The organism is Nocardia sp. NPDC001965 (assembly GCF_053594175.1).
The window spans coordinates 21,507-45,783 of record NZ_JBSFDZ010000001.1 but is presented as its reverse complement, the minus strand read 5'-3'; the positions used below and the strand labels follow the sequence as shown (position 1 = coordinate 45,783).

Annotated in this window: 25 protein-coding genes; 10 read left to right on the top strand and 15 right to left on the bottom strand. The window is 67.4% G+C overall.

Annotation, left to right across the window (positions count from 1 at the left end):
* Positions 1–32 precede the first annotated feature (32 nt).
* Positions 33–1,322 carry an SPFH domain-containing protein gene (locus tag ACWCPQ_RS00225; RefSeq protein WP_449893044.1) on the bottom strand — a complete coding sequence of 430 codons (1,290 nt, stop codon included), beginning with the start codon at positions 1,320–1,322 and terminating at the stop codon, positions 33–35.
* A complete protein-coding gene (locus ACWCPQ_RS00220; protein WP_449893042.1) occupies positions 1,322–1,753 on the bottom strand; it encodes an NfeD family protein in 432 nt (143 codons plus the stop codon). The genes ACWCPQ_RS00225 and ACWCPQ_RS00220 overlap by 1 nt, the downstream gene beginning before the upstream one ends.
* 101 nt (positions 1,754–1,854) lie before the next feature.
* Here ACWCPQ_RS00220 and ACWCPQ_RS00215 point away from each other — a divergent pair, with 101 nt between their 5' ends.
* Both ACWCPQ_RS00215 and ACWCPQ_RS00210 read left to right on the top strand, forming a co-directional pair.
* Positions 1,855–2,682, top strand: coding sequence for a DUF3097 domain-containing protein (locus tag ACWCPQ_RS00215; RefSeq protein WP_449893039.1), 828 nt, complete (start codon positions 1,855–1,857; stop codon positions 2,680–2,682).
* A 64-nt stretch (positions 2,683–2,746) separates the two neighbouring features.
* Positions 2,747–3,562, top strand: coding sequence for a hypothetical protein (locus ACWCPQ_RS00210; protein ID WP_449893037.1), 816 nt, complete (start codon positions 2,747–2,749; stop codon positions 3,560–3,562).
* Between the two features lie 147 nt (positions 3,563–3,709).
* Here the strand turns inward: ACWCPQ_RS00210 and ACWCPQ_RS00205 are convergent, their stop codons facing one another.
* A complete protein-coding gene (locus ACWCPQ_RS00205; protein WP_449893035.1) occupies positions 3,710–4,912 on the bottom strand; it encodes a lipid-transfer protein in 1,203 nt (400 codons plus the stop codon).
* Positions 4,896–5,327, bottom strand: coding sequence for a Zn-ribbon domain-containing OB-fold protein (locus tag ACWCPQ_RS00200; protein ID WP_449893033.1), 432 nt, complete (start codon positions 5,325–5,327; stop codon positions 4,896–4,898). The genes ACWCPQ_RS00205 and ACWCPQ_RS00200 overlap by 17 nt, the downstream gene beginning before the upstream one ends.
* A gap of 130 nt (positions 5,328–5,457) precedes the next feature.
* Here ACWCPQ_RS00200 and ACWCPQ_RS00195 point away from each other — a divergent pair, with 130 nt between their 5' ends.
* Positions 5,458–6,249 carry a GTP-binding protein gene (locus ACWCPQ_RS00195; RefSeq protein ID WP_449893031.1) on the top strand — a complete coding sequence of 264 codons (792 nt, stop codon included), beginning with the start codon at positions 5,458–5,460 and terminating at the stop codon, positions 6,247–6,249.
* A gap of 113 nt (positions 6,250–6,362) precedes the next feature.
* Here the strand turns inward: ACWCPQ_RS00195 and ACWCPQ_RS00190 are convergent, their stop codons facing one another.
* The 8 genes from ACWCPQ_RS00190 to ACWCPQ_RS00155 form a co-directional block, all read right to left on the bottom strand.
* Positions 6,363–6,494: an alkyl sulfatase C-terminal domain-containing protein gene (locus ACWCPQ_RS00190; protein ID WP_449894339.1), complete on the bottom strand. Its 132-nt coding sequence runs from the start codon at positions 6,492–6,494 to the stop codon at positions 6,363–6,365.
* Between the two features lie 156 nt (positions 6,495–6,650).
* Positions 6,651–7,709 (bottom strand): ferrochelatase, encoded by a 1,059-nt coding sequence (locus ACWCPQ_RS00185; RefSeq protein ID WP_449893029.1) that lies wholly within the window; start codon positions 7,707–7,709, stop codon positions 6,651–6,653.
* 25 nt (positions 7,710–7,734) lie between these two features.
* Positions 7,735–8,568 (bottom strand): NADH-dependent enoyl-ACP reductase InhA, encoded by an 834-nt coding sequence (gene inhA / locus ACWCPQ_RS00180; RefSeq protein WP_449893026.1) that lies wholly within the window; start codon positions 8,566–8,568, stop codon positions 7,735–7,737.
* Positions 8,569–8,685: 117 nt separating this feature from the next.
* Positions 8,686–9,402, bottom strand: a complete 717-nt coding sequence (fabG1, locus tag ACWCPQ_RS00175) for a 3-oxoacyl-ACP reductase FabG1 (RefSeq protein ID WP_449893023.1) — start codon at positions 9,400–9,402, stop codon at positions 8,686–8,688.
* Positions 9,403–10,012: 610 nt separating this feature from the next.
* Positions 10,013–11,014 carry a VWA domain-containing protein gene (locus ACWCPQ_RS00170; protein WP_449893021.1) on the bottom strand — a complete coding sequence of 334 codons (1,002 nt, stop codon included), beginning with the start codon at positions 11,012–11,014 and terminating at the stop codon, positions 10,013–10,015.
* Positions 11,011–11,964 carry a DUF58 domain-containing protein gene (locus ACWCPQ_RS00165; RefSeq protein ID WP_449893019.1) on the bottom strand — a complete coding sequence of 318 codons (954 nt, stop codon included), beginning with the start codon at positions 11,962–11,964 and terminating at the stop codon, positions 11,011–11,013. The genes ACWCPQ_RS00170 and ACWCPQ_RS00165 overlap by 4 nt, the downstream gene beginning before the upstream one ends.
* 29 nt (positions 11,965–11,993) lie before the next feature.
* A complete protein-coding gene (gene moxR1 / locus ACWCPQ_RS00160) occupies positions 11,994–13,154 on the bottom strand; it encodes a chaperone MoxR1 (RefSeq protein WP_449893017.1) in 1,161 nt (386 codons plus the stop codon).
* 349 nt (positions 13,155–13,503) lie between these two features.
* Positions 13,504–14,073, bottom strand: a complete 570-nt coding sequence (locus tag ACWCPQ_RS00155) for an Rv1476 family membrane protein (protein ID WP_449893014.1) — start codon at positions 14,071–14,073, stop codon at positions 13,504–13,506.
* Positions 14,074–14,420: 347 nt separating this feature from the next.
* Here ACWCPQ_RS00155 and acnA point away from each other — a divergent pair, with 347 nt between their 5' ends.
* Positions 14,421–17,225, top strand: a complete 2,805-nt coding sequence (gene acnA / locus ACWCPQ_RS00150) for an aconitate hydratase AcnA (protein ID WP_449893012.1) — start codon at positions 14,421–14,423, stop codon at positions 17,223–17,225.
* A 248-nt stretch (positions 17,226–17,473) separates the two neighbouring features.
* Entirely contained in the window at positions 17,474–18,040 is a 567-nt protein-coding gene (locus tag ACWCPQ_RS00145) for a TetR/AcrR family transcriptional regulator (RefSeq protein WP_449893010.1), read from the top strand.
* A gap of 33 nt (positions 18,041–18,073) precedes the next feature.
* Here ACWCPQ_RS00145 and ACWCPQ_RS00140 read toward each other — a convergent pair whose 3' ends face one another.
* Entirely contained in the window at positions 18,074–18,580 is a 507-nt protein-coding gene (locus tag ACWCPQ_RS00140; protein ID WP_449893008.1) for a MarR family winged helix-turn-helix transcriptional regulator, read from the bottom strand.
* A 146-nt stretch (positions 18,581–18,726) separates the two neighbouring features.
* Here ACWCPQ_RS00140 and ACWCPQ_RS00135 point away from each other — a divergent pair, with 146 nt between their 5' ends.
* The 4 genes from ACWCPQ_RS00135 (at position 18,727) to ACWCPQ_RS00120 (ending at position 21,233) form a co-directional block, all read left to right on the top strand.
* Complete coding sequence (locus ACWCPQ_RS00135; protein WP_449894338.1) at positions 18,727–19,149, top strand: cupin domain-containing protein; 423 nt, start codon at positions 18,727–18,729, stop codon at positions 19,147–19,149.
* A gap of 39 nt (positions 19,150–19,188) precedes the next feature.
* Positions 19,189–19,605, top strand: a complete 417-nt coding sequence (locus tag ACWCPQ_RS00130; protein ID WP_449893005.1) for an acyl-CoA thioesterase — start codon at positions 19,189–19,191, stop codon at positions 19,603–19,605.
* A gap of 212 nt (positions 19,606–19,817) precedes the next feature.
* A complete protein-coding gene (locus ACWCPQ_RS00125) occupies positions 19,818–20,258 on the top strand; it encodes a hypothetical protein (RefSeq protein WP_449893004.1) in 441 nt (146 codons plus the stop codon).
* Between the two features lie 12 nt (positions 20,259–20,270).
* Complete coding sequence (locus tag ACWCPQ_RS00120) at positions 20,271–21,233, top strand: hypothetical protein (RefSeq protein WP_449893002.1); 963 nt, start codon at positions 20,271–20,273, stop codon at positions 21,231–21,233.
* 82 nt (positions 21,234–21,315) lie between these two features.
* Here ACWCPQ_RS00120 and ACWCPQ_RS00115 read toward each other — a convergent pair whose 3' ends face one another.
* Entirely contained in the window at positions 21,316–21,549 is a 234-nt protein-coding gene (locus ACWCPQ_RS00115; protein WP_280422023.1) for a helix-turn-helix domain-containing protein, read from the bottom strand.
* An 82-nt stretch (positions 21,550–21,631) separates the two neighbouring features.
* On the bottom strand, positions 21,632–23,263 hold the full coding sequence (locus ACWCPQ_RS00110; RefSeq protein WP_449893000.1) for an ABC-F family ATP-binding cassette domain-containing protein: 1,632 nt from the start codon (positions 23,261–23,263) through the stop codon (positions 21,632–21,634).
* 193 nt (positions 23,264–23,456) lie between these two features.
* Between ACWCPQ_RS00110 and ACWCPQ_RS00105 the strand changes: the two genes are divergently transcribed.
* Entirely contained in the window at positions 23,457–24,221 is a 765-nt protein-coding gene (locus tag ACWCPQ_RS00105; protein WP_449892998.1) for an SDR family oxidoreductase, read from the top strand.
* Positions 24,222–24,277 lie beyond the last annotated feature (56 nt).

The following is a 24,277-nucleotide window of genomic DNA, read 5'->3' as shown; positions in this document are numbered from 1 at the left end:
GCCGCCGTCGAGCCGGGATGACGGGCGTGGAGTTACCGCCCCGACGGCTGCTCGGGCGGATACTGCTGCCCCGGAGACTGCTGGGGGTGCTGCGGCGGGACACCGGGCTGCTGCGGCGGGACACCGGGCTGCTGCGGCGCGATTCCCGGCTGGGGCGCGGAGTGTTGCGGCAGGGCCGGCGGCGGCGCGGGCCGGTCGGGTTTCGCGGTCGTCACCGGCGCGGCGGTGTCCACAGGAGTCCGCGCGACCGATTCCGCGGCCCGGACCGCCCGTTCGACCGCGGGATCGGTACTGGTATCGAACCAGTCGGCCACCTCTTCGGAATCGTCGTCCGGTTTTCCGGGAACCTCGGCATCGGCAGGCGGCTCGTATCGGAACACCCCGTCTTCGCCCTGGGTCGCGAAGTTCTTCGCGAAACCCTCCAGCGCCTTGCCGAAATCGCTGGGTACCAGCCACACCTTGTTCGCGTCCCCGCGCGCCACCATGGGCAGGGTCTGCATGTACTGGTAAGCCAGCAGTTCGGGGGTCGGCTTACCGGATTTGATCGCGGCGAACACCTTCTCGATAGCCTTGGCCTGCCCCTGGGCCTGCAGATAGGAGGCGGCCCGTTCGCCCTGGGCACGCAGGATCCGGCTCTGCCGCTCGCCCTCCGCCGACAGGATCGCGGACTGTTTCGCACCCTCCGCCGAGAGGATCTGCGCCTGTTTGGCGCCCTCGGCCGTTTTGATCTGCGATTCGCGGGTGCCCTCGGCGGTGAGGATCATGGCCCGCTTCTCGCGATCGGCCTTCATCTGCTTCTCCATCGATTCCTGGATCGACGGCGGCGGATCGATGGATTTGAGCTCCACCCGCGCCACCCGCAGCCCCCAGCGGCCGGTGGCTTCGTCGAGGACGCCGCGCAGCTGGTTGTTGATCTGGTCGCGGGAGGTCAGCGTCTCCTCGAGGGTCATTCCACCGACCACATTGCGCAGGGTGGTGACGGTCAGCTGCTCGACCGCGGCGATGTAGTTGGAGATCTCGTAGACCGCCGACTGCGGCTGCATGACCTGGAAGTACACCACCGAGTCGATCTGCAGGGTCAGATTGTCCTGGGTGATCACCGGCTGGGGCGGGAAGGAGACCACCCGTTCCCGGAGATCGACCTTGGCCCGGATCCGGTCGACGAACGGGACCAGGAAGGTCAACTGTCCCGATACCGTCCGGGAGTACCGGCCCAGCCGTTCGATCACCGCCGCCTCGGCCTGCGGTACCAGCGCGATCGATTTGAACACCACCACCGCCACCAGCAGTACCAGTGCCAGGACGATTATCAGTGCAGCCATTACGGCCCTTTCCAGACGACGGCGGTCGCGCCGTCGATCTTCATCACGTACACGGTCGCGCCCTCCGGGTACTCCTCACCCGGATCCAGGGCACGCGCGGTCCACACCTCACCGCCCAGTTTCACCAGACCGCCGTGTTCACCCACCGGTTCCAGCACCCGAGCGGTCTTACCGGGAAGCGCGTCGGCATTGGTCAGCGTGGGCGGCGGAGTACCGTAGCGGCGCAACAACACAGGGCGCACACCCAGCAGCAGCACCACCGCCGATACCGCGAACACCACCGCGTCCACGACAGGCGCCGTATCGGCGAGAAAACTCACCCCGGCGGTGAGGAGTGCGGCGGAACCGAGCATCAGCAGAGTCAGTTCACCGACGAACATCTCGGCTGCCGCCAGCAGTATGCCGGCGACCAACCAGACAATTGCGGCCACACAGCCCACCTTAGTGCGATACCGCACATCCCGGGGGCGGACCGGCAACACCCTGCCGCCGGAGCAGCGCCGGGGGCCGGGAGTGCGCTACGTTCGGCCCGGTGAGCGATCGATACGGCGATATCTTCTCCGGCCACCCGCACACCGCCCGGCGCACCGTCCCCAGGGTGGACGCCGACCCCGACCTCGTGGTCGAGGACGCCGCGAGCGGGTTCTGCGGCGCCGTGGTCGGATTCGACCGCAGCTACGACGGTGATTTCGTGAAACTCGAGGACGCGCGCGGCGCGGTCCGGCTCTTCGCACTCCGGGAGGCGGCGTTCCTCATCGACGGCGAACCGGTCACGCTGGTGCGGCCGAACACACCGGCGCCCGCCCGGCCCACCCGATCCGCGTCGGGATCCACCCGGGTCGAGGGCCTGCGCGCGAAAGTCGCGGCACCCAGCCGGATCTGGGTGGAAGGTGTGCACGACGCCGCGCTGGTGGAGCGGGTCTGGGGCCACGATCTACGGGTCGAGGGAGTGGTGGTCGAACATCTGGAGGGTCTGGACAATCTGGCCGCCCGGCTCACCGATTTCGGACCCGGACCGGGGAAGAAGGTCGGCGTTCTGGTCGATCATCTGGTCACCGGATCCAAAGAGACCCAGCTCACCACCGGACTGGGTGCGTATGTGCTGGTCACCGGGCATCCGTATATCGACGTCTGGCAGGCGGTGAAACCGGCGGTCCTGGGCATCCCGGAATGGCCGCGGGTACCGCGCGGTGAAGACTGGAAGACCGGAGTGTGCCGGCGGCTCGGCTGGGGCACACCGCAGGAGGGCTGGCGCCGGGTGTACTCGGCGGTGAACTCGTTCCGCGATCTGGAGGCTCCGCTCCTCGGCGCGGTGGAACGTCTGATCGACTTCGTGACCGAACCGGGCGAACCATTCTAACGGCCGGAAACAGCGTGCGCAGAGGCTGCCCGCCGGCTGCCGACACCCTTTATGCTCGATGATTATGTGCTCTCCCAGTGCCACCCTCACACTGTGGGCCGGATCGTGGCTCGCGGGTAGCAGCGCGCCCGACGATGTGCTCGAGGCGCTGCACGCCTGGGCGCCGCGCCATACTCTCGCGGCCGGAGATCCGGTCACCGGCGGCCGTACCGACCTGCCGTGGTCGGCGCACGCCGAGCCGGGCAGCACGGGAGTCATGCCGCTGCTCAAGCTGATTCGCGAGGAACTCGCCGTTCCCGGCGCGGAACTACGCCTGGTGCTGCCGGTGCCCGGCGATGTCCGCGGCCTGCCGACCGGTACCGCGTTCGCGGCCGACGCGGTGGAATCCGGCGAGGGAATTCTGCTGGGGGTCCCGGGGGCCGAAGGGACCGGGCTCATTCCCCGCGAAGTGGACGAGAGCACTCTGCAGTGGACCGTCTACAGCGTGCCGATGCCACGCGATACCGGGCCCGATATGTCGCTCGGGGAGGCCGAATACGCGATGCGCGAAGCCGTCCGGGACGCGGCCGACGCGCTCATGCGCCTGCACACCACCGGGCTCGGCGGCGGAGACGCCGACCCGCGCGAACTCATCGAGGCCGAACTCGCCGACTACTCCCGGCACACTTATCCCGACTACGTCCCGTTGCGCGCCAAACGCATTCTCGATTCCGCCGATCATGTGGCCGCGATCCTCACGGTTGCCCAGCACGAGCCAGCGTCCGCGCCGACCTCGGCCAGCGCCGCCACCACACACGAGACCCTGCTGCGCCCCCTCTGGGATGCCATCCGCGCGGCCCGCCTCGTCGCGGTGCACACCGCCGCACCGCAATCGCGCTGAACCGGAGGGCAGGCGAGCCGATCGGCTCGCATAGCCGGTCCCGCGGAGAGGACAACCGAAATCCGCTACCGCTCCGGCCTGGGCACTTGTCGTTCCGCGACGGATCCCGGCTCCCGGCCGCGGACCCGCGACCGGGAGAAGCGAGGTTCAGCGGGCAGCGATGATCGCCGAACCGTGTCCGAAGAGACCCTGGTTGACCGCGATACCGGCCCGGGCGTTCGCCACCTGGCGGCCGTCGGCCTGTCCGCGCAACTGCCAGGTGAGCTCGCAGACCTGGGCGATCGCCTGCGCGGGGATCGCCTCACCGAAGCAGGCCAGCCCGCCGCTGGGATTCACAGGTATCCGTCCGCCGAGCGCGGTCGCACCGCTGCGCAGTAGTTCCTCGGCACCGCCCGTTTCGCAGAGACCGATATCCTCGTACCAGTCCAACTCCAGCGCGGTGGAGAGATCGTAGACCTCCGCGAAGGACAGATCCGCGGGCCCGAGTCCGGCTTCCTCGTACGCGGCCTGTGCGATGGCGGAACGGAACGTCTGCGGCGGGGGTTCCACCGCTACAGCCGAGTCCGTCGCGAAATCGGGCAGGTCGAGGACGGTTTTGGGGAAGGTGGGGGTGACGGTGGAGAGTGCCCGGATCCGGACCGGATCGCTGATTCCATGGCGGTGGGCGTACTCCACCGAGGTCAGTACCAGTGCCGCGCCGCCGTCACTGGTCGCGCAGATGTCGAGCAGTCGTAGCGGATCCGCGACAACGGCCGAGGCCGCGACTTCCTCGGCCGAGACCGCTTTGCGGTACCGGGCGTACGGATTGTTGAGTCCGTGCTCGGCGTTCTTCACCTTCACCGCAGCGAAGTCCGCGAGCGTGGCGCCGTGCAGCGCCATCCGGCGGCGGGCGTAGAGCGCGAAATAGATGGGGTTGGTGGCGCCGAGCAGGTGGAAGCGCAACCAGTCCGGATCGTCGCGGCGTTCACCGCCGACCGGCTGGAAGAAGCCCTTCGGGGCGGCATCCGCGCCGATCACCAGCGCCACATCGGTCAACCCGGCCAGGATCTGGGCGCGGGCGTTGGCGATGGCCTGCGCACCGGAGGCGCAGGCGGCGTAGCTGCTCGAGATCCGCGCCCCCGACCAGCCCAATGCCTGGGCGAACGTCGCACCGGAGACGAATCCGGGATACCCGTTGCGGATCGTGTCCGCGCCGGCGATGTAGCCCACGTCGCGATGGTCCACACCCGCGTCCGCCAACGCCGCGCGGGCCGCGACCAGTCCGTATTCGACGAAGTTGCGTCCCCATTTGCCCCACGGGTGCATGCCCGCGCCGAGGACTGCGATATCGCGATCAATCCTGTCGGTCATCGACCGGCCTCCACATCCACACCGTGTGATCGGCTTCTTCGTCCGTGTACAGCACACCGATGGCAAGTTCCACCGGCATCCCGACGGCCAGGTCGTCCACCGTGAGGCCGCGCACGACCTGCCCGAGAATCACCATCTGCTCGACCTCGAGCTCGACCGCCGCGACGACATACGGCTCGAACGGATCGGGTGAGACATAAGGCGGGGGCGGTTTGTACCGGGCATCCGCGTAGGACCAGATCCGGCCCCGTGTGGAGAACAGGTATTCGGACAGTTCCGAACCGTCTTTCGGACTTGCACACTGCGGGTTGCGACAGGCCAGTGTGTTCCGCGGGAAATATGGTGTGCCGCACACGTCGCAGCGGCTTCCCACCAGACGCGGCGTGCCGTCGTCCGTGGTGAACCAGTCCGGCACCGCAGGGCGTTGTTCCTTCTGCACAGTCCCGACACTATAGGAACACGTTCTATTTCGGGATGGGAACACGTTCCAATTTCGAGCGGATTCCGCCGCCATCGAGGTATCGGCGGCGGTACCGTGAACCACGATGGGTACCAGAGCCGTCGACCCGCAGTCGATCCGGAATATCACGATCGTCGGGGAGCCCGCCGAGACGACACGGGTCGCCCGGCATCTGCTCCGTGGTAGCGCCGCGGCCGGGTCCGGCCCGGTCGCCACCGTCCACCGGATGAGCGGGCGCGTCGATCACACGATCCGCATCGGCGAACTGTCCGCGCACGCGCCCACCGCGGACCTCGAACGTTGCATCCGGGTGACCGACGGCCTGGTCGTGGTCCTGAACGCCGCCGTGCGGAGCGCCCACCGACTGGAGACGATCCTGCGGGTGGCCGACGACCATCAGGTCGCGCGGTTGTGCCTGGTGACCGGACTCGACCGGCCCGGGGCAGACTTCGACCGTAGCGTGCGCGCCGTCGCCGATATTCGCGGAGCACGGCCACTGATCCTGCACCTGCCCCTCGGTATCGGCCCCGATTTCGACGGTGTCATCGATCTGGTTCCGATGTGGGCACTCGAACCGCTGGGAACCGAATTCTACGGAAGCCGCTGGGCAGTCGCCGAGCAGAGGTACCGCGACCTCGTGGCCGCGGTTACGGCACCGGACGGCGTGGACTCGGACACCACCACCGGACCGGGACAGATCCCGGTCGAACAGTTGCACGACCGTATCCGCCGCGTCACCCGTCTCGGTGAGGCCGTACCGATACTGTGCGACGCTGCGCCCGGCGGCGACGATATCGCTCCGCTCCTGGATGCCGTAGTCCGCTATCTGCCGTCACCCATGCTCGTCTGTCAACCGGAGCATGGTCTCGACTACTGACCGACCCGCCGACGGGCACGACCTCGGCTCCGAAGGACAGCCGGTCCGCCGCCATGCCCACGACCGGTCTCGCGCCGAGCATCGACAGGGGGCAGATACTCCCGCGGGTCCGCTCACGGGGTGGAGAGGTTGAAGTTCGGGTCGAAGGTGTCGATGACCTGGGCGAGTTCGTGGAGCGCACCGGTATCACCGGTACTGGTGACCTCGGGGTGGTCGAGGATTTCGTCGGCACGTTCCGGTTCCAGGATGAGGGCGGCGAGCAGGGCTTCGGGGCCGGTGACGGTCAGCTGGGCGTGGTCGGCGTGGGTGGGGCGGCAGGCCGGGCTGTCCGTCCCATCGTCGGCCGTCGGGCCGAGTAGATCCGCCGCGACCGGCCGATATCTGCCGACGGTGCGGTCGGCTCACCGACCGCCCGGGCGCCGCGGTGGCGCGCAACAGTCGACGGCACAGGGTGCACCGTCGATCGTGCACCCGTAACCGGGCACGGCACCGAGACGCCGGGGCGTCACCGCGCCCAGGTGCTCACCGATCAGCTCGACCACCAATTCGGCGAACCGAGGATCGGTGCCAGGGGTCGCCGCCCGCGCGAAGGACACACCGAGTTCGGCGGCCTTCTCCGCCGCCTCGTTGTCCAGATCCCAGATCACCTCGAGATGATCGGAGACGAATCCGACCGGGCAGACGATCACCGACTCGAATCCCTTGTCCGCCAGCACTTCCAGATGATCGACGATATCCGGCTCCAGCCACGGGATCTGCGGCGGACCCGACCGCGACTGCCAGACCACATCGTAATCGTCGAAACCTGTTGCGGCGGCACATAACCGGGCGGCTTCGGCGACCTGTCGGCTGTAGAGCCGGCCACCGTCGGCCGGCGGCCCGGCCGCGGCGTCGGCGCTCACCGGCACCGAATGCGCGGTGAAGACCAGCCGGGCGGTATCCCGGCGCTCGGTGGGCAGGGTTTCCCGCGCCGCCCGTATACCGTCGGCGAAGGCGGCGACGAGCAGCGGATGATCGAAGTACTGGCGCAGTTTCACCAGTTCCGGGGCATCCGGACCGACGGCCGCGCGGGCGCGCGCGATGTCCTCGTCGTATTGTCGGCAGCCGGAATACCCGCCCCAGGCCGACGTCGGGAACACGAGCGCCGAACGGACTCCGTCGGCGGTCATCCGAGCCAGGGTGTCCTCCACCATCGGATGCCAGTTGCGGTTGCCGAAATATACCGGCAGTTCCGTCCCCGCCGCCGACAACTCCCGTTGTACCGCGGCGATGATGTCGCGGTTGAGGGCGTTGATCGGCGACACTCCACCGAAGTGCAGATAGTGCTGCGCGACCTCGGCCAGCCGTTCCGGCGGGACACCGCGCCCGCGGGTCACGTTCTCCAGGAACGGCAGCACATCGTCGGGTCCTTCCGGACCGCCGAAGGACAGCAGCAGCAGTGCGTCGGCCGCGCGGGCCACGGTGTCTCCTCCTCGGTCGTTTCGGTCAGTCCAGCGGCATGTTCTCGGGGAACCACGTGTTGTGGCTGGCGCCGCCGTCGACATAGATGATCGAACCGGTGGTCGCGGGCAGCCAGTCCGACAGCAGCGCGACGATCGATTTTCCGACCACCTCGGCGCCGCCGTCCCAGCCGATCGGCGACGCGCCGTCCCAGTAGGTGTCCAGCTGCTTGAGCTGTTTCGCGTCGTCGGTGGCGGTACCGGCGATCGCCTTGGCGGCCAGTGTCTTGACCGGGCCCGCGGCGATCAGGTTGGACCGGATCTGCTTCGCGTAGCCGACCTCACGCGCCACGTAGCGGTTCACCGATTCGAGCGCGGCCTTGGCCACACCCATCCAGTTGTAGAACGGCATGGCCGTCCGGGGATCGAAATCCATTCCGACGATGGAGCCGCGCTCGTTCATGACGGGCAGCACCGCGCGCGCCAGCGCCGCGTAGCTCCACGCCGAGATCTCGAACGATTTCGCCGCGTCCGCACTGGGGCCGTCCAGGAACGGCAGTGCGTCGGGACCCATGAGGGTCTTGGGGGCGAAAGCGATCGAATGCAGCACACCGTCGATGCCCTCGGGAGCGAGGCGGCGGATCTCGTCCGGCAGTTTGCGCAGGTCCTCGTCGTTGGTCACGTCGAGCCCGATGGCCGGCGGTACCTCCTCGGGCAGCCGCTTGGCGATCCGGTCGATCAGCCGCAGCCGCTCGGTGAGGCCGGTGATGATCACCTTGGCCCCTTCCTTCTGCGCGATCGCCGCCGCGTGGAACGCGATGGAGGCATCGGTGATGATGCCGGTGACGAGGATCGTCTTGCCTTCGAGCAATCCGCCCATGAGTTCTCGGTTCTCCCTGAGTGTGAGGTCGTTATCTCGCCGCGCTCGGTCGATGTGCCGGCCGGGCGCCCCGTTCCGGCGCGGCTTCGGATCAGTGCTGAACGAATCGTGGGCCGGTCAGTGCCCCATACCCATACCACCGTCGACCGGGATCACCGCACCCGAGACGTAGGCCGAATCCGGCGACGCGAGAAAACTGACCACCGCAGCCACGTCCTCGGCCTGACCGAGGCGCTGCAGCGGGATGAATTTCTTCGCCATATCCCGCATATCCTCGGGCAGATCCTTGGTCATATCGGTTTCGATGAAACCGGGCGCGACGACGTTGGCGGTGATCGAGCGCGAGCCGAGCTCCCGGGTGATCGAACGCGCCAGACCCACAACCCCGGCCTTCGAGGCCGCGTAGTTGATCTGACCGGCCTGCCCGGAGAACCCCACGACCGAACCGAGGAAGATCATCCGGCCCCACCGGGCGCGCAGCATGGCGCGATTGGCCCGCTTGGCGCACCGGAAGGCACCGGCCAGGTTCGCGTCGACCACCTTGGTGAACTGGTCTTCGGTCATCCGCATGAGAAGTGTGTCGTCGGTGATACCGGCATTGGCGACCAGCACCTCCACCGGCCCCTGTGCGGCCTCCACCTCGGCGAACGCGCGGTCCACCGAATCACTGTCGGTGACATCGCATTTCACCCCGAGAAGACCCTCGGGGGCACCCGAACCGCGATGGGTGACGGCCACCTTGTGACCGTCGGCGTGCAGACGCTGCGCCACCGCGAGCCCGATTCCGCGGTTACCGCCGGTCACCAAGACCGAGCGTGCTGTGAAGTTCGACATGGGGACAAACCTACCCGGCGGCCCCGTGCCCGTTCACATGGGACGTCGGCCGATATTTCCGGTGCATGTTTGTACATCCCACACAAAGCGGGGCATACAAAACTCCGGGCCGGCGTCGTACTCGACGACGCCGGCCCGGAGTGCTTCACGACGAGAACCGGGTCAGCAGGAAGGACACCACGAGATCGAACGTGCCTCGAACCCGAGTGACGGCACATCCTCACCGTTGCCCACATACCGATATTCGTGCGGGGTCGGACCACTCCCACACGGATTCGAACTCAACAGGACCTCCCGACCGACCCGGTTGGCTACCGATCTGGCCGGAAAACTCAAATTCAGGCAATAGTTCTCCGCCGAATCGGTGTGGACCGCCACCTGAGCTTCACCTGTGAAGTTGTCGCCGCTCCACAGGCACGCATCCCGGTCGCACGGGACCGATGCCGAAGCCGGCGGCGTGGGCATCGGCAGAACAGCGAACAGACCCAAGGCCATCGCAGCAGCGAACATCAGTACACGCATCAGAACCCCTCCCTGAGGGGTGTCGCCCCTACGACACCCACCGGGCGACTCTAACATCCCGAAAACGGAACGTGCCAAGGGTTTTACGTCAAGGCAGCCGCTGCCGGAGCACCAGGGCCACGACGATCCCGACGAATGTCGACAGCAGTCCCAGCAACCACCAGGGCCGACTGGCGTCACCCCGCGTCGTCTCGTATCCGATCTGCTCTTCCAGGGTGTCGTAGACCTTCGACAGTTCCTGCAGCGTCGCGGCACTGTAGAAGTCGCCACCCGACAGATTCGCGATCTCCTGCATCGCTTCGTCGTCGACTTCGACCTTCACCCGGTCGGTACCGCCGTCTTCGCGAGGAATGTCGACCGTTCCCCACTTCGTGCCGAAGGAGATGGTCGAAACCGGGATCTTCTTGGTCTTCGCCAGCCGCGCGGCCACGAATTCGTGGCGCGGATTGTCCACATCCTCGAAATCGGGCACGGTCTGTTTACCGTCGGACATCAGGACGATCCGGGCAGGCGGCGGTGTCTCCGAACCACCCAGTACCGAAGCGAGGGTTTCCACCGACTGGAGCGCGGTCAGAATGCCCTCACCGGTGGCCGTCCGCTCGGCGAGTTTGATGTTGTCGATGGCGGCCTTCACCGAACCCCGGTCGGTGGTCGGCGAGACCAGCACCGACGCGGTACCGGCATAGGTCACCAGACCGAGGTTGATGCCCGGGGTGAGCCCGTCGGCGAAGTTCTTGGCCGCTTCCTGGGCAACCTGCAGCCGGTTGGGCGATACATCGGTGGCCTCCATGGACAGCGATACGTCCATCACCAGCACCACGGTCGCCCGGTTGCGGGGCACCTTCTTCTCCGCGGTCGGTCCGGCCGCACCGATCGTGGCGAACACCATCCCGACGATCACGAGCACGATGGGCACGTGGCGCCAGAAACTGGGCCGGTTGGGAGCGACCTTCTCGAGCTGCTCCATATTGCTGAACCGCAACATATGGCGATGCTTGCTGCGCTGCACCAGCAGATAGCCGAGTGCCAGCAGGACGATGACAGCAAGAAATCCGAGCCAGATCGGTGCGGTGAAATTCGAAATACTCACTGGCGTGGCACCCGCGGGGTCGAGGCGCCGAGGCTGTGGCGCCGAGTGGAGACGAACCGGACCACATCGGCGATCCAGTCCCGGTCGGTCTGGAGGGTGAGCACCGGAGCGCCGCAACCGCGCAGGGTCTGTTCGACCTCGTCGCGATGCCGCTGCGCGGCGGCGGCGAAATCGGCGCGCAATTGCGGGGTGACGGTGAACTCGCGCGTACGTCCGGTCTCCGGGTCGTGCAGCACCACGTCGCCGATATCCGGTAAGGCCGTATCGCGGGGGTCCAAGACTTCGACGGCCAGCAGATCGTGACGCGCCGAGATGGCCCGCAGCGACCGCTGCCAATCGATATCACCCAGGAAATCGCTGATGACGACCGCGAGGCCGCGTTTGCGCTGGGGCCGGCGCAGCGATTCGATGGCGCCGCGCAGATCGCCGCGCACCCCGTCACGCGGATGCGGTGTGGTGGCGATACTGCGCAGCAGCGACTGCGCGTGCACTCGGCCGCTGCGGGCGGGGATCCGCTGCATCTGCTCACCGGTGGCGACCACGGCGCCGACCCGGTTTCCGCCGCCCATGGTCAGATGGGTGATCGCGGCCGCCGCGGCCACGGCCAGATCTCGTTTCTGGCAGGCCGCGGTGCCGAAGTCCAGGCTGGCGGACAGGTCCACCACCATCCAGGTCTCCAGTTCGCGATCGGCGATCATCTGCCGGACATGCGGATGGGTCGTCCGCGCGGTGACCGACCAGTCCATCTGACGCACATCGTCACCGGGCTGATAGGCGCGCGCCTCCCCCGGCTCCGAACCGGGACCGGGAATGAGGCCCAGATGGTCCCCGTGCAGGACGCCGTCGAGGCGGCGGCGCACGGTGAGTTCCAGCGTTTTCAGCGCAGCCGTCAGATGCGGATCGGTGAGTTCACCGGAACGGAACGACGGCGGGGCGTGCGGGTCGGGCACGGTGTCTCGGGCGCGGGGGTCCGGCCGGGTCACTGGGGCTGGTTCGTGCCGGCGGTCTGCGGTACCTGGGGCGCCGGAGCCTGCTGCGGCGGTGCGGGCGGCCGGTTGCCGTTCTCCGCGACGGGCGGGGCGCCGCCGGGCGCCACGGCCTGCGGAGCGACCTGCGGCAGACCGACGGTCTGCAGCACCCGCTGGATCACATCCTCGGGGCTGATCTCGTCGGCGAGCGCGTCGTAGGACAGGACGAGCCGGTGCCGCAGCACATCGGGGATGACCTCGATGACGTCCTGCGGGACCACGTAGTCGCGGCCGCGGATCAGCGCGACGGCGCGGGCAGCGGCGATGATGCCGAGGCTGGCGCGCGGCGAAGCGCCGTAGGACACCCAGTTCGCCACATCGTGCATACCGAACTCGGCCGGGACGCGGGTCGCGGAGATCACCCGGACCACATAGTCGACCAGCGCGTGGTGGACGAAAGTGTTCGCGGCCAGTTTCTGGAGACGGATCAGTTCCGCCGGTTCCAGGATCCGGCTCGGTTCCGGCGGGGTGACACCCATCCGGTAGATGATCTCGCGCTCCTCCTCGACCGAGGGGTAGTCGACGACGACCTTGAACAGGAAGCGGTCGCGCTGCGCTTCCGGCAGCGGATACACGCCCTCGCTCTCGATCGGGTTCTGGGTGGCCATCACCAGGAACGGATCGGGCATCGGGTAGGTCTTGCCACCGATCGACACATGCCGTTCGGCCATCACCTCGAGCAGTGCCGACTGCACCTTGGCCGGGGCGCGGTTGATCTCGTCGGCGAGGACGAAGTTCGCGACCACGGGGCCGAGTTCGGTATCGAATTCCTCGCGGCCCTGCCGGTAGATACGCGTACCGACGAGGTCGGTCGGGACCAGGTCGGGAGTGAACTGGACACGGGAGAACGAACCGCCCACCACTTTGGCGAAGGTCTCGACCGCGAGCGTCTTGGCGATACCGGGGACACCCTCCAGCAGCACGTGCCCCTTGGCCAGAACGCCGACCAGCAGCCGTTCGACCAGCCGGTCCTGCCCGACGATGACCCGCTTGACCTCGTAGATCGCCTTTTCCAGGGTCTGGACGTCACGCTCGAGAGCGCTCGGAGCAGGCGTCGGCGGTTCCTTCGCCAAATCTGCCCCGCTGACACCGTCCGTCGAAGTCACCAACATCCCCGCTTTCGCCTTGGTCCTGTGCGTGCTGTCACAACTATTCCAGGTGATGGCCGTATATGCCGCAACCGGCTCCACTGTCGGGAAATTCGCCGCATTCGCGAAGATCACCCGGTGGTGCCGATCGAGCATCCGGTGTCACGGCCGACGCCGTCACCCGTTCCTGTTCGACCATACGTACCGATACGGCATGTTGCCCGCTGTGGCGGGTGCCGAAACCTCCACGGCCGCGCCGTGAACATCACCGGCGCCCGCTCCGGCGCCACGCGACGAGGTCGGCGGCGCCGGAGCGGCCGGGCGATCGGCACAGGCGTTCACGCGACCGGGTGGCCGAAGGAATGCGCGAAATCTAGCGCGCGGCGGGTTCGAGCGCCGGGTCTTCGGCGATTTCGGGATGCGCGTCGGCCGCACGGCGGGATTTGACCCAGTGCAGTCCACCGATGGCGAGCACCAGCCCGGCCAGGAGGACGATCGTGATCTCGGTCCAGCCCACCGTGGGCGTCTGCTCCAGGCGGTGCGCCAGCGTCTGGGCCGCCTGCTCGGACTTGCCGCCGGTGAACTTGGACTTGTCCTCGGCCCATTCCAGCCGCACCCGGCTGATCGAATCGCTGGTCGTGCCGATCCAGTCGTCACTGAACACAGCCACGGTGCCGTGCTGGAAACCGGCGACCTCTGTCGCCAGATCGCGCAATTCCGAATCGTGGCCCGGATTTCCGTCGAGCACCACGATGCTCAGATCGATACCCTTCGCCCGGGCATCGGCCACGATCGCGGCCAGTTCGCTCTGATCATCGCCCTCGGGGGTGGCCACGCCGTTGTCTGCGAGATCGGCCCGGACCTCTGCCATGGCCTTCGAATCGAACCCGTCCGGGAGCTTGGTGGCCCTCAGGGAGAAGGCCGAGGTGTGGGTGACGGTCATCTTCCATCCGGTCTGGTCGAGCCGCATCGTCTCAGGACGCGACGGGGAATCCGTACTGGGCACGAATCGCGGGAGTACCCGTCGGCACCACCCGGCTGACTCGGACCAGCTCGAGAGGAGGTTACGCGACGAATGGAAGGCGCCCTACTCCCGCCACGCCCGGCGGGCGGCGCGCCGGGAAACCGATTCGCCGTGGCGGCCCGAAATTTTCACAGGACAAGCGTACTGTTAGGGTTGGGAACCGCGGGGAACCGGCGCCTTCCCGGGCCGGCACCTCATGCCAGAGACGTACCGCCGCCGGCACAGCCCCGCCGACGGCGTCCGCACACCCGACAAGTGGAGCTGACGTGACGAAAAGTATCGATACTTTCGGCGCCAAGGGCAACCTCGAGGTCGGAAGCAACTCCTACGAGATCTTCCGGCTCTCGGCCGTACCCGGCACCGAGAAACTCCCGTACGCACTGAAAGTCCTCGCCGAGAATCTGCTGCGCACCGAGGACGGCGCGAACATCACCGCCGACCATATCCGCGCCCTGGCGGACTGGGATCCCAGCGCCCAGCCCAGTATCGAGATCCAGTTCACCCCGGCCCGTGTGGTGATGCAGGACTTCACCGGCGTGCCCTGTGTGGTCGACCTGGCCACCATGCGCGAGGCCGTTTCCGCCCTCGGCGGCGACCCGGAGAAGGTCAATCCGCTCTCCCCCGCCGAGATGGTGATCGACCACTCACTCATCCTCGATGTCTTCGGCCGCGCCGACGCCTTCGAGCGCAATGTCGAGCTCGAATACGAGCGCAACGGTGAGCGCTACCAGTTCCTGCGCTGGGGCCAGGGCGCGTTCGACGATTTCAAGGTCGTCCCCCCGGGCACCGGCATCGTGCACCAGGTCAATATCGAGTACCTGGCGCGCACCGTCATGGTCCGCAACGGGCAGGCCTACCCCGACACCTGCGTCGGCACCGACTCACACACCACCATGGTCAACGGTCTGGGTGTGCTGGGTTGGGGCGTCGGCGGTATCGAGGCCGAGGCCGCCATGCTGGGCCAGCCGGTCTCCATGCTGATCCCGCGCGTGGTGGGCTTCAAGCTCACCGGTGAGATCAAGCCCGGCGTCACCGCCACCGACGTGGTGCTCACTGTCACCGATATGCTGCGCAAGCACGGTGTGGTCGGCAAATTCGTCGAGTTCTACGGCCGGGGCGTGGCCGAGGTCCCGCTGGCCAACCGCGCCACCCTGGGCAATATGAGCCCCGAGTTCGGCTCGACCGCGGCGATCTTCCCGATCGACGAGGAGACCGTCAACTACCTGCGCCTCACCGGCCGGACCGACGAGCAGCTGGCGCTCGTCGAGGCCTACGCCAAGGAACAGGGTATGTGGCACGATCCGGCCGCCGAACCCGTCTACTCCGAGTACCTCGAGCTGGATCTGAGCACCGTGGTGCCCTCCATCGCCGGCCCGAAGCGCCCGCAGGACCGTATCGCGCTGGACGAGTCGAAGATCGCGTTCCGCAAGGACATCCACAACTATGTGGAGGATCAGCACCCGACACCGCATTCCCAGCTGGACGAGGCGGTCGAGGAATCGTTCCCGGCCTCGGATCCGGCCAGCCTGTCCTTCGCCGACGACGGCGCCGTCGATGTGCAGTCCGCGGCGATCAACTCCCAGGGCCGGCCGTCCAAGCCGGTACGGGTCGTCTCCGAGGAACGCGGTGAGTTCATCCTGGACCACGGCGCGGTCGCGGTCGCGGGCATCACCTCCTGCACCAACACCTCCAACCCGTCGGTCATGATCGGTGCGGCGCTGCTCGCCCGTAACGCGGTGGAGAAGGGCCTGTCCAGCAAGCCGTGGGTGAAGACCAACATGGCCCCGGGCTCGCAGGTCGTCACCGACTACTACGAGAAGGCCGGCCTGTGGCCCTACCTGGAGAAGCTCGGCTTCTACCTGGGCGGTTACGGCTGCACCACCTGCATCGGCAATACCGGTCCGCTGCCCGAGGAGATCTCCAAGGCGGTCAACGACAACGACCTCACCGTCACCGCGGTGCTGTCGGGTAACCGCAACTTCGAGGGTCGCATCTCCCCCGACGTGAAGATGAACTACCTGGCCTCGCCGCCGCTGGTCATCGCCTACGCGCTCGCGGGCACCATGGACTTCGATTTCGAGAACGACGCGCTGGGCAAGGACACCCAGGGCAACCCGGTTTTCCTGAGGGACATCTGGCCCTCGGCCCAGGAAATCGACGACACCATCAAGTCGGCGATCAACCAGGAGATGTTCACCAAGTCCTACGCCGATGTCTTCAAGGGCGACGAGCGGTGGCGCAGCCTGCCCACCCCGGAGGGCAACACCTTCGAGTGGAGCGACGACTCCACCTACGTCCGCAAGGCGCCCTACTTCGACGGTATGGGCATGGAGCCGGAGGCGGTCACCGATATCACGGGCGCGCGCGTGCTGGCGCTGCTGGGCGATTCGGTCACCACCGACCACATCTCCCCCGCCGGTGCGATCAAGCCGGGCACCCCGGCCGCCGATTACCTCGACTCGCACGGTGTCGCGCGCAAGGACTACAACTCGCTGGGCTCGCGGCGCGGTAACCACGAGGTGATGATCCGCGGCACCTTCGCCAACATCCGGTTGCGCAACCAGCTCCTCGACGATGTCTCGGGCGGTTACACCCGCGACTTCACCCAGGACGGTGCTCCGCAGGCGTTCATCTACGACGCCTCGCAGAACTACCAGAAGGCCGGTATCCCGCTGGTCGTGCTGGGCGGAAAGGAATACGGTTCCGGCTCCTCGCGCGACTGGGCCGCCAAGGGCACCCGTCTGCTGGGCGTGCGGGCCGTGATCGTCGAATCGTTCGAGCGCATCCACCGTTCGAATCTGATCGGCATGGGCGTGATCCCGCTGCAGTTCCCGCAGGGTGAATCGGCCGGGTCGCTGGGCCTGACCGGTACCGAGGTCTTCGACATCACCGGTATCGAAGAGCTCAACTCGGGTACGACGCCGTCCACGGTCCACGTGACCGCGACCAAGGACGACGGCTCGACGATCGAGTTCGACGCGGTGGTCCGCATCGACACCCCCGGTGAGGCCGATTATTACCGCAACGGCGGAATCCTGCAGTATGTCCTGCGGAACATGATCAGGTCCTGATCACGCTGTGCTCGACGGCGCCTCCTCCGGCGGCGCGTGTTCGCGCCCCCGAGATCCTGTCGTCGCGTACCCGGGAATCGTATTCGCGCCGGGTATGCGACGACAGGGCGGGTACGAACGTCACTCGTAGGACTGGCTCCCGCGGGATTACGAGAGTGCCGGCAGGTCACTTGTTCGTTCGCTCGTAATCTGATGGCCCCGCGCGGTGTTCCGCCGCGCGGGGTTCGTATATCCGTTGAAGGAGAACGATGCCCAAGGTCAGCGACGATCATCTGGCCGCCCGGCGCACACAGATACTCGACGGCGCCCGGCGCTGTTTCGCCGAGTTCGGGTACGACGGCGCCACGGTGCGGCGCCTGGAAGACGCCATCGGCCTCTCCCGCGGCGCGATCTTCCATCATTTCCGGGACAAGGACGCTCTCTTCTTCGCTCTCGCGCAGGAGGATGCCGAGCGGATGGCGGATGTGGCCGCCAATCAGGGTCTCGTGCAGGTGATGCGGGATATGCTCGCCGATCCACAGGAGTACAACTGGCTGGGCACCCGGCTCGAGATCGCCCGGAGGTTACGCACCGACCCGGAGTTCCGGGCCGGCTGGACGCAGCGGTCGGCCGAGCTCACCGCGGCCACGCTGGCCCGCCTGGAGCGCCGTAAAGCGGCCGGAGCGCTGCGTGACGATGTGCCCACCGATGTCCTGCTGGGCTATCTCGACCTGGTGCTCGACGGGCTGATCGCCCGGATAGCCTCGGGGCACACCAACGAAAACCTCACCGCCGTACTGGATCTCGTCGAGGCCTCGGTGCGCCGGCGCCCCTGAGCGCACCGCACCGCGCCCACACTCCCCGGTGGGTCAACTCCCGGATTCCAGTGCGGCGAGCAGCTTCCCGGCGATCCGGTCCAGATCCCGGCGTTCGGCCGCGGTGAGCGCCGCCAGCATGCGCGTTTCGTTGGCGGTGTGCTCGGTGACCACGAGATCGACGAGTTCACGGCCCGTATCGGTCAATGCGACCCGCACCGCGCGCCGGTCGCCCGCGTCGGCGATCCGCCGCACATAACCCGCCGATTCGAGGCGGTCCAGCCGCCCGGTCATACCCGCGCGTGACAGCATGAGAGTGTCCGCGAGCGCGGAGGGTTTGAGCTCGAAGGGTTCACCCGCCCGCCGCAGTGCAGCCAGCACATCGAATTCCCCCCGCCTGAGCCCGCGCGCGAGGAACACTGCCTCGATCTCCCGTTCGGCGACGACCGCGAGCCGGCCGAGGCGGCCGAAGATCACCATCGCCGCCAGATCCAGGTCGGGACGTTCCCGTCGCCATTGCCGTTCGATGGCATCGATCGCATCTGATTCGAGTTCGGACATGGACAAGAGTCTATTCGCCGGCATATAGTTCGGTAACGAATTATTCGGCACCGAATTACCTGGGAGTCATCGTGAACACCACCCCGCACCCTCTCGCCATCCGGCAGTCCGGCGACGCCGAGACGCTGCGTACCGAATCGGTCACCATGCGCCTGCTCATCGACGCCGAGCAGGCCCACGGCTCGGTGAGCACCCTGGAGGTCACCATGGAGCGCGGCGCCGACGGCGCGGCACCGCATTTCCACACGCTCTCCGACGAGCTCTTCTACGTCGCCGAGGGCGAACTGCAACTCATGACCGGCGACCGCTTCGTCACCGTCGGCGCGGGCGGCACCGCCGTCGTGCCGAAGCGAACCACTCACGCCTTCGGCGCGACACCGGACAGCGGCGCCCGCGTCCTGATCGCTCTCATGCCCGGCGTCCAGCGCTTCGGCTACTTCCGGCTGCTCGAGCGCATCGCCCGCGGCGAGGCCACCCTGGACGAGCTCGCGGCCGCCCAGGACGAATACGACAACCACTTCGTCGACGCGCCCCACTGGTGGCAGGAACGTGCCGCGCAACGCGGCTGAACGGGGAACAACCGGGCGGCCCCGCGGGTTCGCATCGCTATGACCTTCTCCGTCCCCGTCACCGTGCGCGGTTACGAACTCGATGTCCAAGGCCATGTCAACCAAGCCGTCTACCTGCAATACGCCGAACACGCCCGCTGGGAGTTCCTGCTGGCGGCAGGTCTGCAGGCGGACAAACTGGTGGCCGCGCGGGTGGGACCGGTGGTCCTGGAGAGCACGATCAAGTACCGGCGCGAACTGCGCGGCGGCGACGATTTCCGGGTCACCTGCGAATTCGAATGGGGCAGCGGGAAAACCTACCGGATCCGGCAGGAGATGATCCGCACCGACGGCACCCTCTCGGCCGAGGTCGCGGTGGTCGGCGGGCTGCTGGATCTGGACGCTCGCCGGTTGCTCCCCGATCCCGGCGGTCGCTTCCGCGAGCTGGCGACGAATTCGGAACTTCTCGGACTCTGATCGCCGGCGGGCCGGTATCGCAGATATTTTTCCGGCGACCGGCCACCGACCGGATCCCGGAAATATTCCACCACAGGAAATTTTCCGGAAACAAGATCAGGTATCCGAACAGGGCAAATACAGCGATATCGGCCGCTGAAGCGGCCGTACGGCGATATGATCCGGACGCGCTCGGGGCGTGGCACAGTGCGAGCAAGATCGGAGAATTTCAGATGACCGATACCCTCCACCTCCTCGGCACACCCGAATGCGGTGCGGTCGCCGTCCTCACGGGTGTGCTGGCCGGCGAGTCCGATCGCGAGATCCGCGTCCGGGTGTCCGACGGGACGTGGGCCTTCCGCCGCGACGACGTACTCGCCCTCCGGCCGCTCGGTGACCGAGGCCCCGGTCACCGGGTCCGCGTCGAGATACGCCCCGGCAGCACCGCCGATTTCACCCGTCGCCTGCGCATCGACGTCGCCGAGCGGCCGCTGACGCTGGCCGCACCACCTTCGGAGGCGTTCGGTGACCTCCAGCTCCAGCTGCTCACCGAATCCTGGGCCCAGCACCTCGACCTGCCCGACACCCCCGAGTTCCCGGCGACGTTCACCTGCGCGCAAACCAGGTCGCACAACACCAGCGACGACGGTATCCACACCGACAGTTTCGACTGAGCGGCGGGCGCGATGAGCACCCGGGAGACCGCGGCGATCCTCATCGTCTCCGAATCCGACGATCTGCACGCCGCCGCCATGGAGGCGACTCTGCGGGAACAGCACGCGATCGTGCCGCTACGACTGGATCTGCGCGATTTCCCGCGCGAACCGGGCAGTTTCCGGCTGGACGAGGCGGGCGTGCAGCGGTCACTGGCCGGACTGGACGGACTGGACGAGGTCCGGTCGGTCTGGTGGCGGCGGCCCCACCCGGCCTCGGTGCCGTCCGGCGTCCGCGCCGACGACGACGCCTACCGGCAGGCCGAATGCGACGGTTTCGTCCAGGGACTGCTGTGGTCGCTCGGTGCCCAGTGGGTGAACGATCCCGGTAACGATCGCATCGCCCACCGCAAGATCGTTCAACTCGACACCGCGCGGCGAGCCGGCTGCGCTGTCCCGGAGACCTTGGTCACCAACGATCCGGCCGCAGCCCGTGAGTTCATCGAAACCTCCGGCGAGCGTGTCGTTTTCAAACGCACGGGCACCTCCCGCGCCGAATTCTCCGAGACCCGGATGATCACCGCTACCGAGCTGGACCGGCTCACCGGTATCCGCTGGGCGCCCACCATCTTCCAGCGCTATATCGACCCGGAATGCGATCTGCGAGTCGTGTGGGTGGACGGGCAGGAGTGGGCCGTGCGCATCGATTCCCGGGCCGGTGCCGGCCGGGTGGACTCCCGGCTGGACACCTCGGTCGATTTCGCACCCGCACTGCTACCCGCGAGCGTCAGCAAACCGCTGGCGACGCTGATGGGCACGCTGGGGCTGAGTTTCGGCGTGCTCGATCTGCGGGTCGGCCTCGACGGTGAGTACTACTTCCTCGAGATCAACCCGCAGGGACAGTTCGCCTATCTCGAGATCAAGACCGGATTGCCGATCTTCACCAGTCTCGCCAACCTCCTGGCGTCCGGGGACGGCTCGGTCGCCGGCTGGTGAGCTCCCCACCCGCACCCCCGTCACGCGCCGCTTCCCGCCGCCGGGGTGACACCCCGGCGGCGGAGCCTGCGGATACGGTGGACTAGCGGGCTTTACGGCGGTTGGCACCGCCGCGGCTGCGGAGCTGCACATGCGACTCCGTCAGCACATTGTGGATGAACCCGTAGGAGCGTCCGGTCGCACGTGCCAGCGACCGGATACTCGCCCCCGCCTCGTATTGCTTCTTCAACTGGGTTTGCAGGCGATCCCGTGACTTACCCGTAACGCGGGTGCCCTTGCCCAATGTGCTCTTGCTCTGTACCGGCCTGTCGCCCATGGCTTCCTCCGAGTCGCCGAGCAGCGTCACTCTCAGGCTAAGCACTCCGCGACCATCCGGCAATGAGTTCTTGTGATGAAACTCACGCGAGCTGAATCAATTCCAGGTACTCGGCGGACCAGTGGTCCTCGGTGCCGTCCGGGAGCAAGATCACCCGTTCCGGGTTCAGTGCCTCGGCGGCGCCCGGATCGTGGGTTACCAGCACCACCGCACCCGCATAGGTACGCAGTGCGTCGAGGACCTGTTCCCGTGAGATCGGGTCGAGGTTGTTGGTGGGTTCGTCGAGCAACAGTACGTTCGCCGCGGACGAGACCAGTCCGGCCAGCGCCAGCCGGGTCTTCTCACCGCCGGACAGCGTTCCGGCGGGCTGTTCCAGCTGCGGACCGGTGAACATGAAGGCACCGAGCAGGCCGCGCAACTCCTGCTCACCGGCATCCGGCGCCGCGTGCCGGATGTTCTCCCAGACCGAGGCCGAATCGTCGAGGGTGTCGTGCTCCTGCGCGAAGTAGCCCACCTTGAGTCCATGGCCCGGTACCAAGCCGCCCGCGGTGGGTTCCTCGGTACCGGCCAGCAGTCGCAGCAGTGTGGTCTTACCGGCACCGTTGAGACCGAGCACCACCACCCGGCTGCCGCGGTCGATGGCCAGGTCCACACCGGTGAAGATCTCCAACGAGCCGTAGACCTTGGTGAGGTTCTCGGCCATCAGCGGCGTCTTCCCGCACGGGGCCGGTTCGGGGAACTTGATCCGCGCGACCTTGTCGGCCACGCGCACCTCGTCCAGTTCCGACATCAGCCGGTCGGCACGTTTGGCCATATTCTGCGCGGCAACGGCTTTGGTGGCCTTGGCGCCGAGCTTGGCCGCCTGGGCCCGCAATGCCGAGGCCTTCTTCTCGGCGTTCGCCCGCTCACGGCGGCGGCGCTGCTCGTCGGTGGCCCGGGCGTCGAGGTATTTCTGCCAGCCCATGTTGTACACATCGGCCTCCCCGCGCACCGCGTCGAGGAACCAGACCTTGTTGACGACATCGGCGAGCAGTTCGACATCGTGGCTGATCACGATCAGGCCGCCGTCGTGGTTCTGCAGGAAACCGCGCAGCCAGGTGATGGAATCGGCGTCGAGATGGTTGGTCGGCTCGTCCAGCAGCAGGGTGGTGTCGGACCGGCCACCGCTACCGTCGGAGGCGGCGAACAGGATGCGCGCCAGTTCGATTCGCCGCCGCTGACCGCCGGACAGGGTCCGCAGGGCCTGGTCCAGTACTCGATCCGGCAGACCGAGGCTGTTGCAGATACGGGCCGCTTCGCTCTCGGCCACGTATCCGCCGAGAGCGGAGAACCGATCCTCGAGGCGACCGTACTTGCGGACGGCGCGTTCGCGTTCGGTCTCGTCGGCCAGTTCGGCCATCAGCGCCTGCTGCTTTTCCATATCGCGGATCAACGCGTCCAGACCGCGCGCGGAGAGCACCCGGTCCCGGGCCAGCACGTCGAGATTTCCCTCGCGCGGATCCTGCGGGAGATAGCCGATATCACTGGATCGCGTGAGGGTCCCGGCGTAGGGCTCGCCTTCGCCGGCCAGGATGCGCAGGGTGGTGGTCTTACCGGCGCCGTTACGTCCGACCAGGCCGATCCGGTCGCCGGCCTGTACCCGCAGCGCCGGGCCGGGCGCGGACAGCAAAGTACGGACGCCGGCCCGGACCTCGAGGTCGGTCGCGGTGATCACAGATATCTCCTTGGCACACGGGTTGGGGGCAGGGGCCCGGCTCGCCCGACAGTGGGCCCATCCACCGATCAGCGGATGTGTCCGGACACGGAACCACCGATTTTACCCGGACCGTGACACTGCCCGGTCACGGCGGCCGCCGGCCGGTCCGCGCCCGCCGGCGGCTCGGGTGGGCACGGTAACGTGCCCGGATATGAGCACCGATCTGTTGGGCAAGAGCGCGCTGGTCTCCGGAGCCAGCCGTGGTATCGGCTATGCGGTGGCCGCCGAGCTGCTGAGCCGGGGCGCGAATGTGCTGATCACCGCACGCAAGCCCGAACCACTGGAGAAGGCCGCCGCCGAACTGCGGGCGCTGGGACATCAGGGCGAGGTCGTCGCGATCGCCGGTAACTCCGGTGACGACGAGGCGCGCAGCGCCGCCGTGCAACGCGCGGTCGCCGAATTCGGCTCGTTGGACATCCTGATCAACAACACCGGGATCAACCCGGTGTACGGCGCGCTGATGGAAGCCGATCTCGACGCGGTGCGCAAGATCTTCGATGTCAACGTCGTCGCCGCGCTCGGCTACATCCAGGAGGCCTACAAGGCCTGGATGGGCGAACACGGCGGTGCCGTGGTGAATGTGGCCAGTGTCGCCGGTATCCGCTCCACCGGGGTGATCGCGGCCTACGGGGCGTCCAAGGCGGCTCTCATCCGGCTCACCGACGAACTGGCCTGGCAGCTGGGCCCGAAGATCCGGGTCAACGCGGTGGCGCCGGGTGTGGTGAAGACCAGTTTCGCCGACGCCCTGTACTCGGCGGACGAGGAAGCCGCCGCGCAGGTCTATCCGATGAAGCGACTGGGCTCGCCGGAGGATGTGGCGCGGTTGATCGCGTTCCTGGCTTCCGACCAGGCAGCCTGGATCACCGGTGAGACGGTGCGGGTCGACGGCGGCCTGCTGTCGACCGGCGGTATCTGATTCGATCTATCAGGGCCGGGGCGGTGTGCGCACCGCCCCGGCCCGTGCTGTACTTC

Coding starts and splice junctions, on each gene's coding strand:
- ACWCPQ_RS00120 (WP_449893002.1), top strand. CDS start 20,271: ATGAGCACCCGGGAGACCGCGGCGATCCTCATCGTCTCCGAATCCGAC.
- ACWCPQ_RS00155 (WP_449893014.1), bottom strand. CDS start 14,073: ATGACCGTCACCCACACCTCGGCCTTCTCCCTGAGGGCCACCAAGCTC.
- ACWCPQ_RS00130 (WP_449893005.1), top strand. CDS start 19,189: ATGACCTTCTCCGTCCCCGTCACCGTGCGCGGTTACGAACTCGATGTC.
- ACWCPQ_RS00115 (WP_280422023.1), bottom strand. CDS start 21,549: ATGGGCGACAGGCCGGTACAGAGCAAGAGCACATTGGGCAAGGGCACC.
- ACWCPQ_RS00135 (WP_449894338.1), top strand. CDS start 18,727: ATGCGCCTGCTCATCGACGCCGAGCAGGCCCACGGCTCGGTGAGCACC.
- ACWCPQ_RS00210 (WP_449893037.1), top strand. CDS start 2,747: ATGTGCTCTCCCAGTGCCACCCTCACACTGTGGGCCGGATCGTGGCTC.
- ACWCPQ_RS00105 (WP_449892998.1), top strand. CDS start 23,457: ATGAGCACCGATCTGTTGGGCAAGAGCGCGCTGGTCTCCGGAGCCAGC.
- ACWCPQ_RS00125 (WP_449893004.1), top strand. CDS start 19,818: ATGACCGATACCCTCCACCTCCTCGGCACACCCGAATGCGGTGCGGTC.
- moxR1 (WP_449893017.1), bottom strand. CDS start 13,154: ATGTTGGTGACTTCGACGGACGGTGTCAGCGGGGCAGATTTGGCGAAG.
- ACWCPQ_RS00145 (WP_449893010.1), top strand. CDS start 17,474: ATGCCCAAGGTCAGCGACGATCATCTGGCCGCCCGGCGCACACAGATA.
- ACWCPQ_RS00205 (WP_449893035.1), bottom strand. CDS start 4,912: ATGACCGACAGGATTGATCGCGATATCGCAGTCCTCGGCGCGGGCATG.
- ACWCPQ_RS00140 (WP_449893008.1), bottom strand. CDS start 18,580: ATGTCCGAACTCGAATCAGATGCGATCGATGCCATCGAACGGCAATGG.
- inhA (WP_449893026.1), bottom strand. CDS start 8,568: ATGGGCGGATTGCTCGAAGGCAAGACGATCCTCGTCACCGGCATCATC.
- ACWCPQ_RS00195 (WP_449893031.1), top strand. CDS start 5,458: ATGGGTACCAGAGCCGTCGACCCGCAGTCGATCCGGAATATCACGATC.
- ACWCPQ_RS00225 (WP_449893044.1), bottom strand. CDS start 1,322: ATGGCTGCACTGATAATCGTCCTGGCACTGGTACTGCTGGTGGCGGTG.
- fabG1 (WP_449893023.1), bottom strand. CDS start 9,402: ATGTCGAACTTCACAGCACGCTCGGTCTTGGTGACCGGCGGTAACCGC.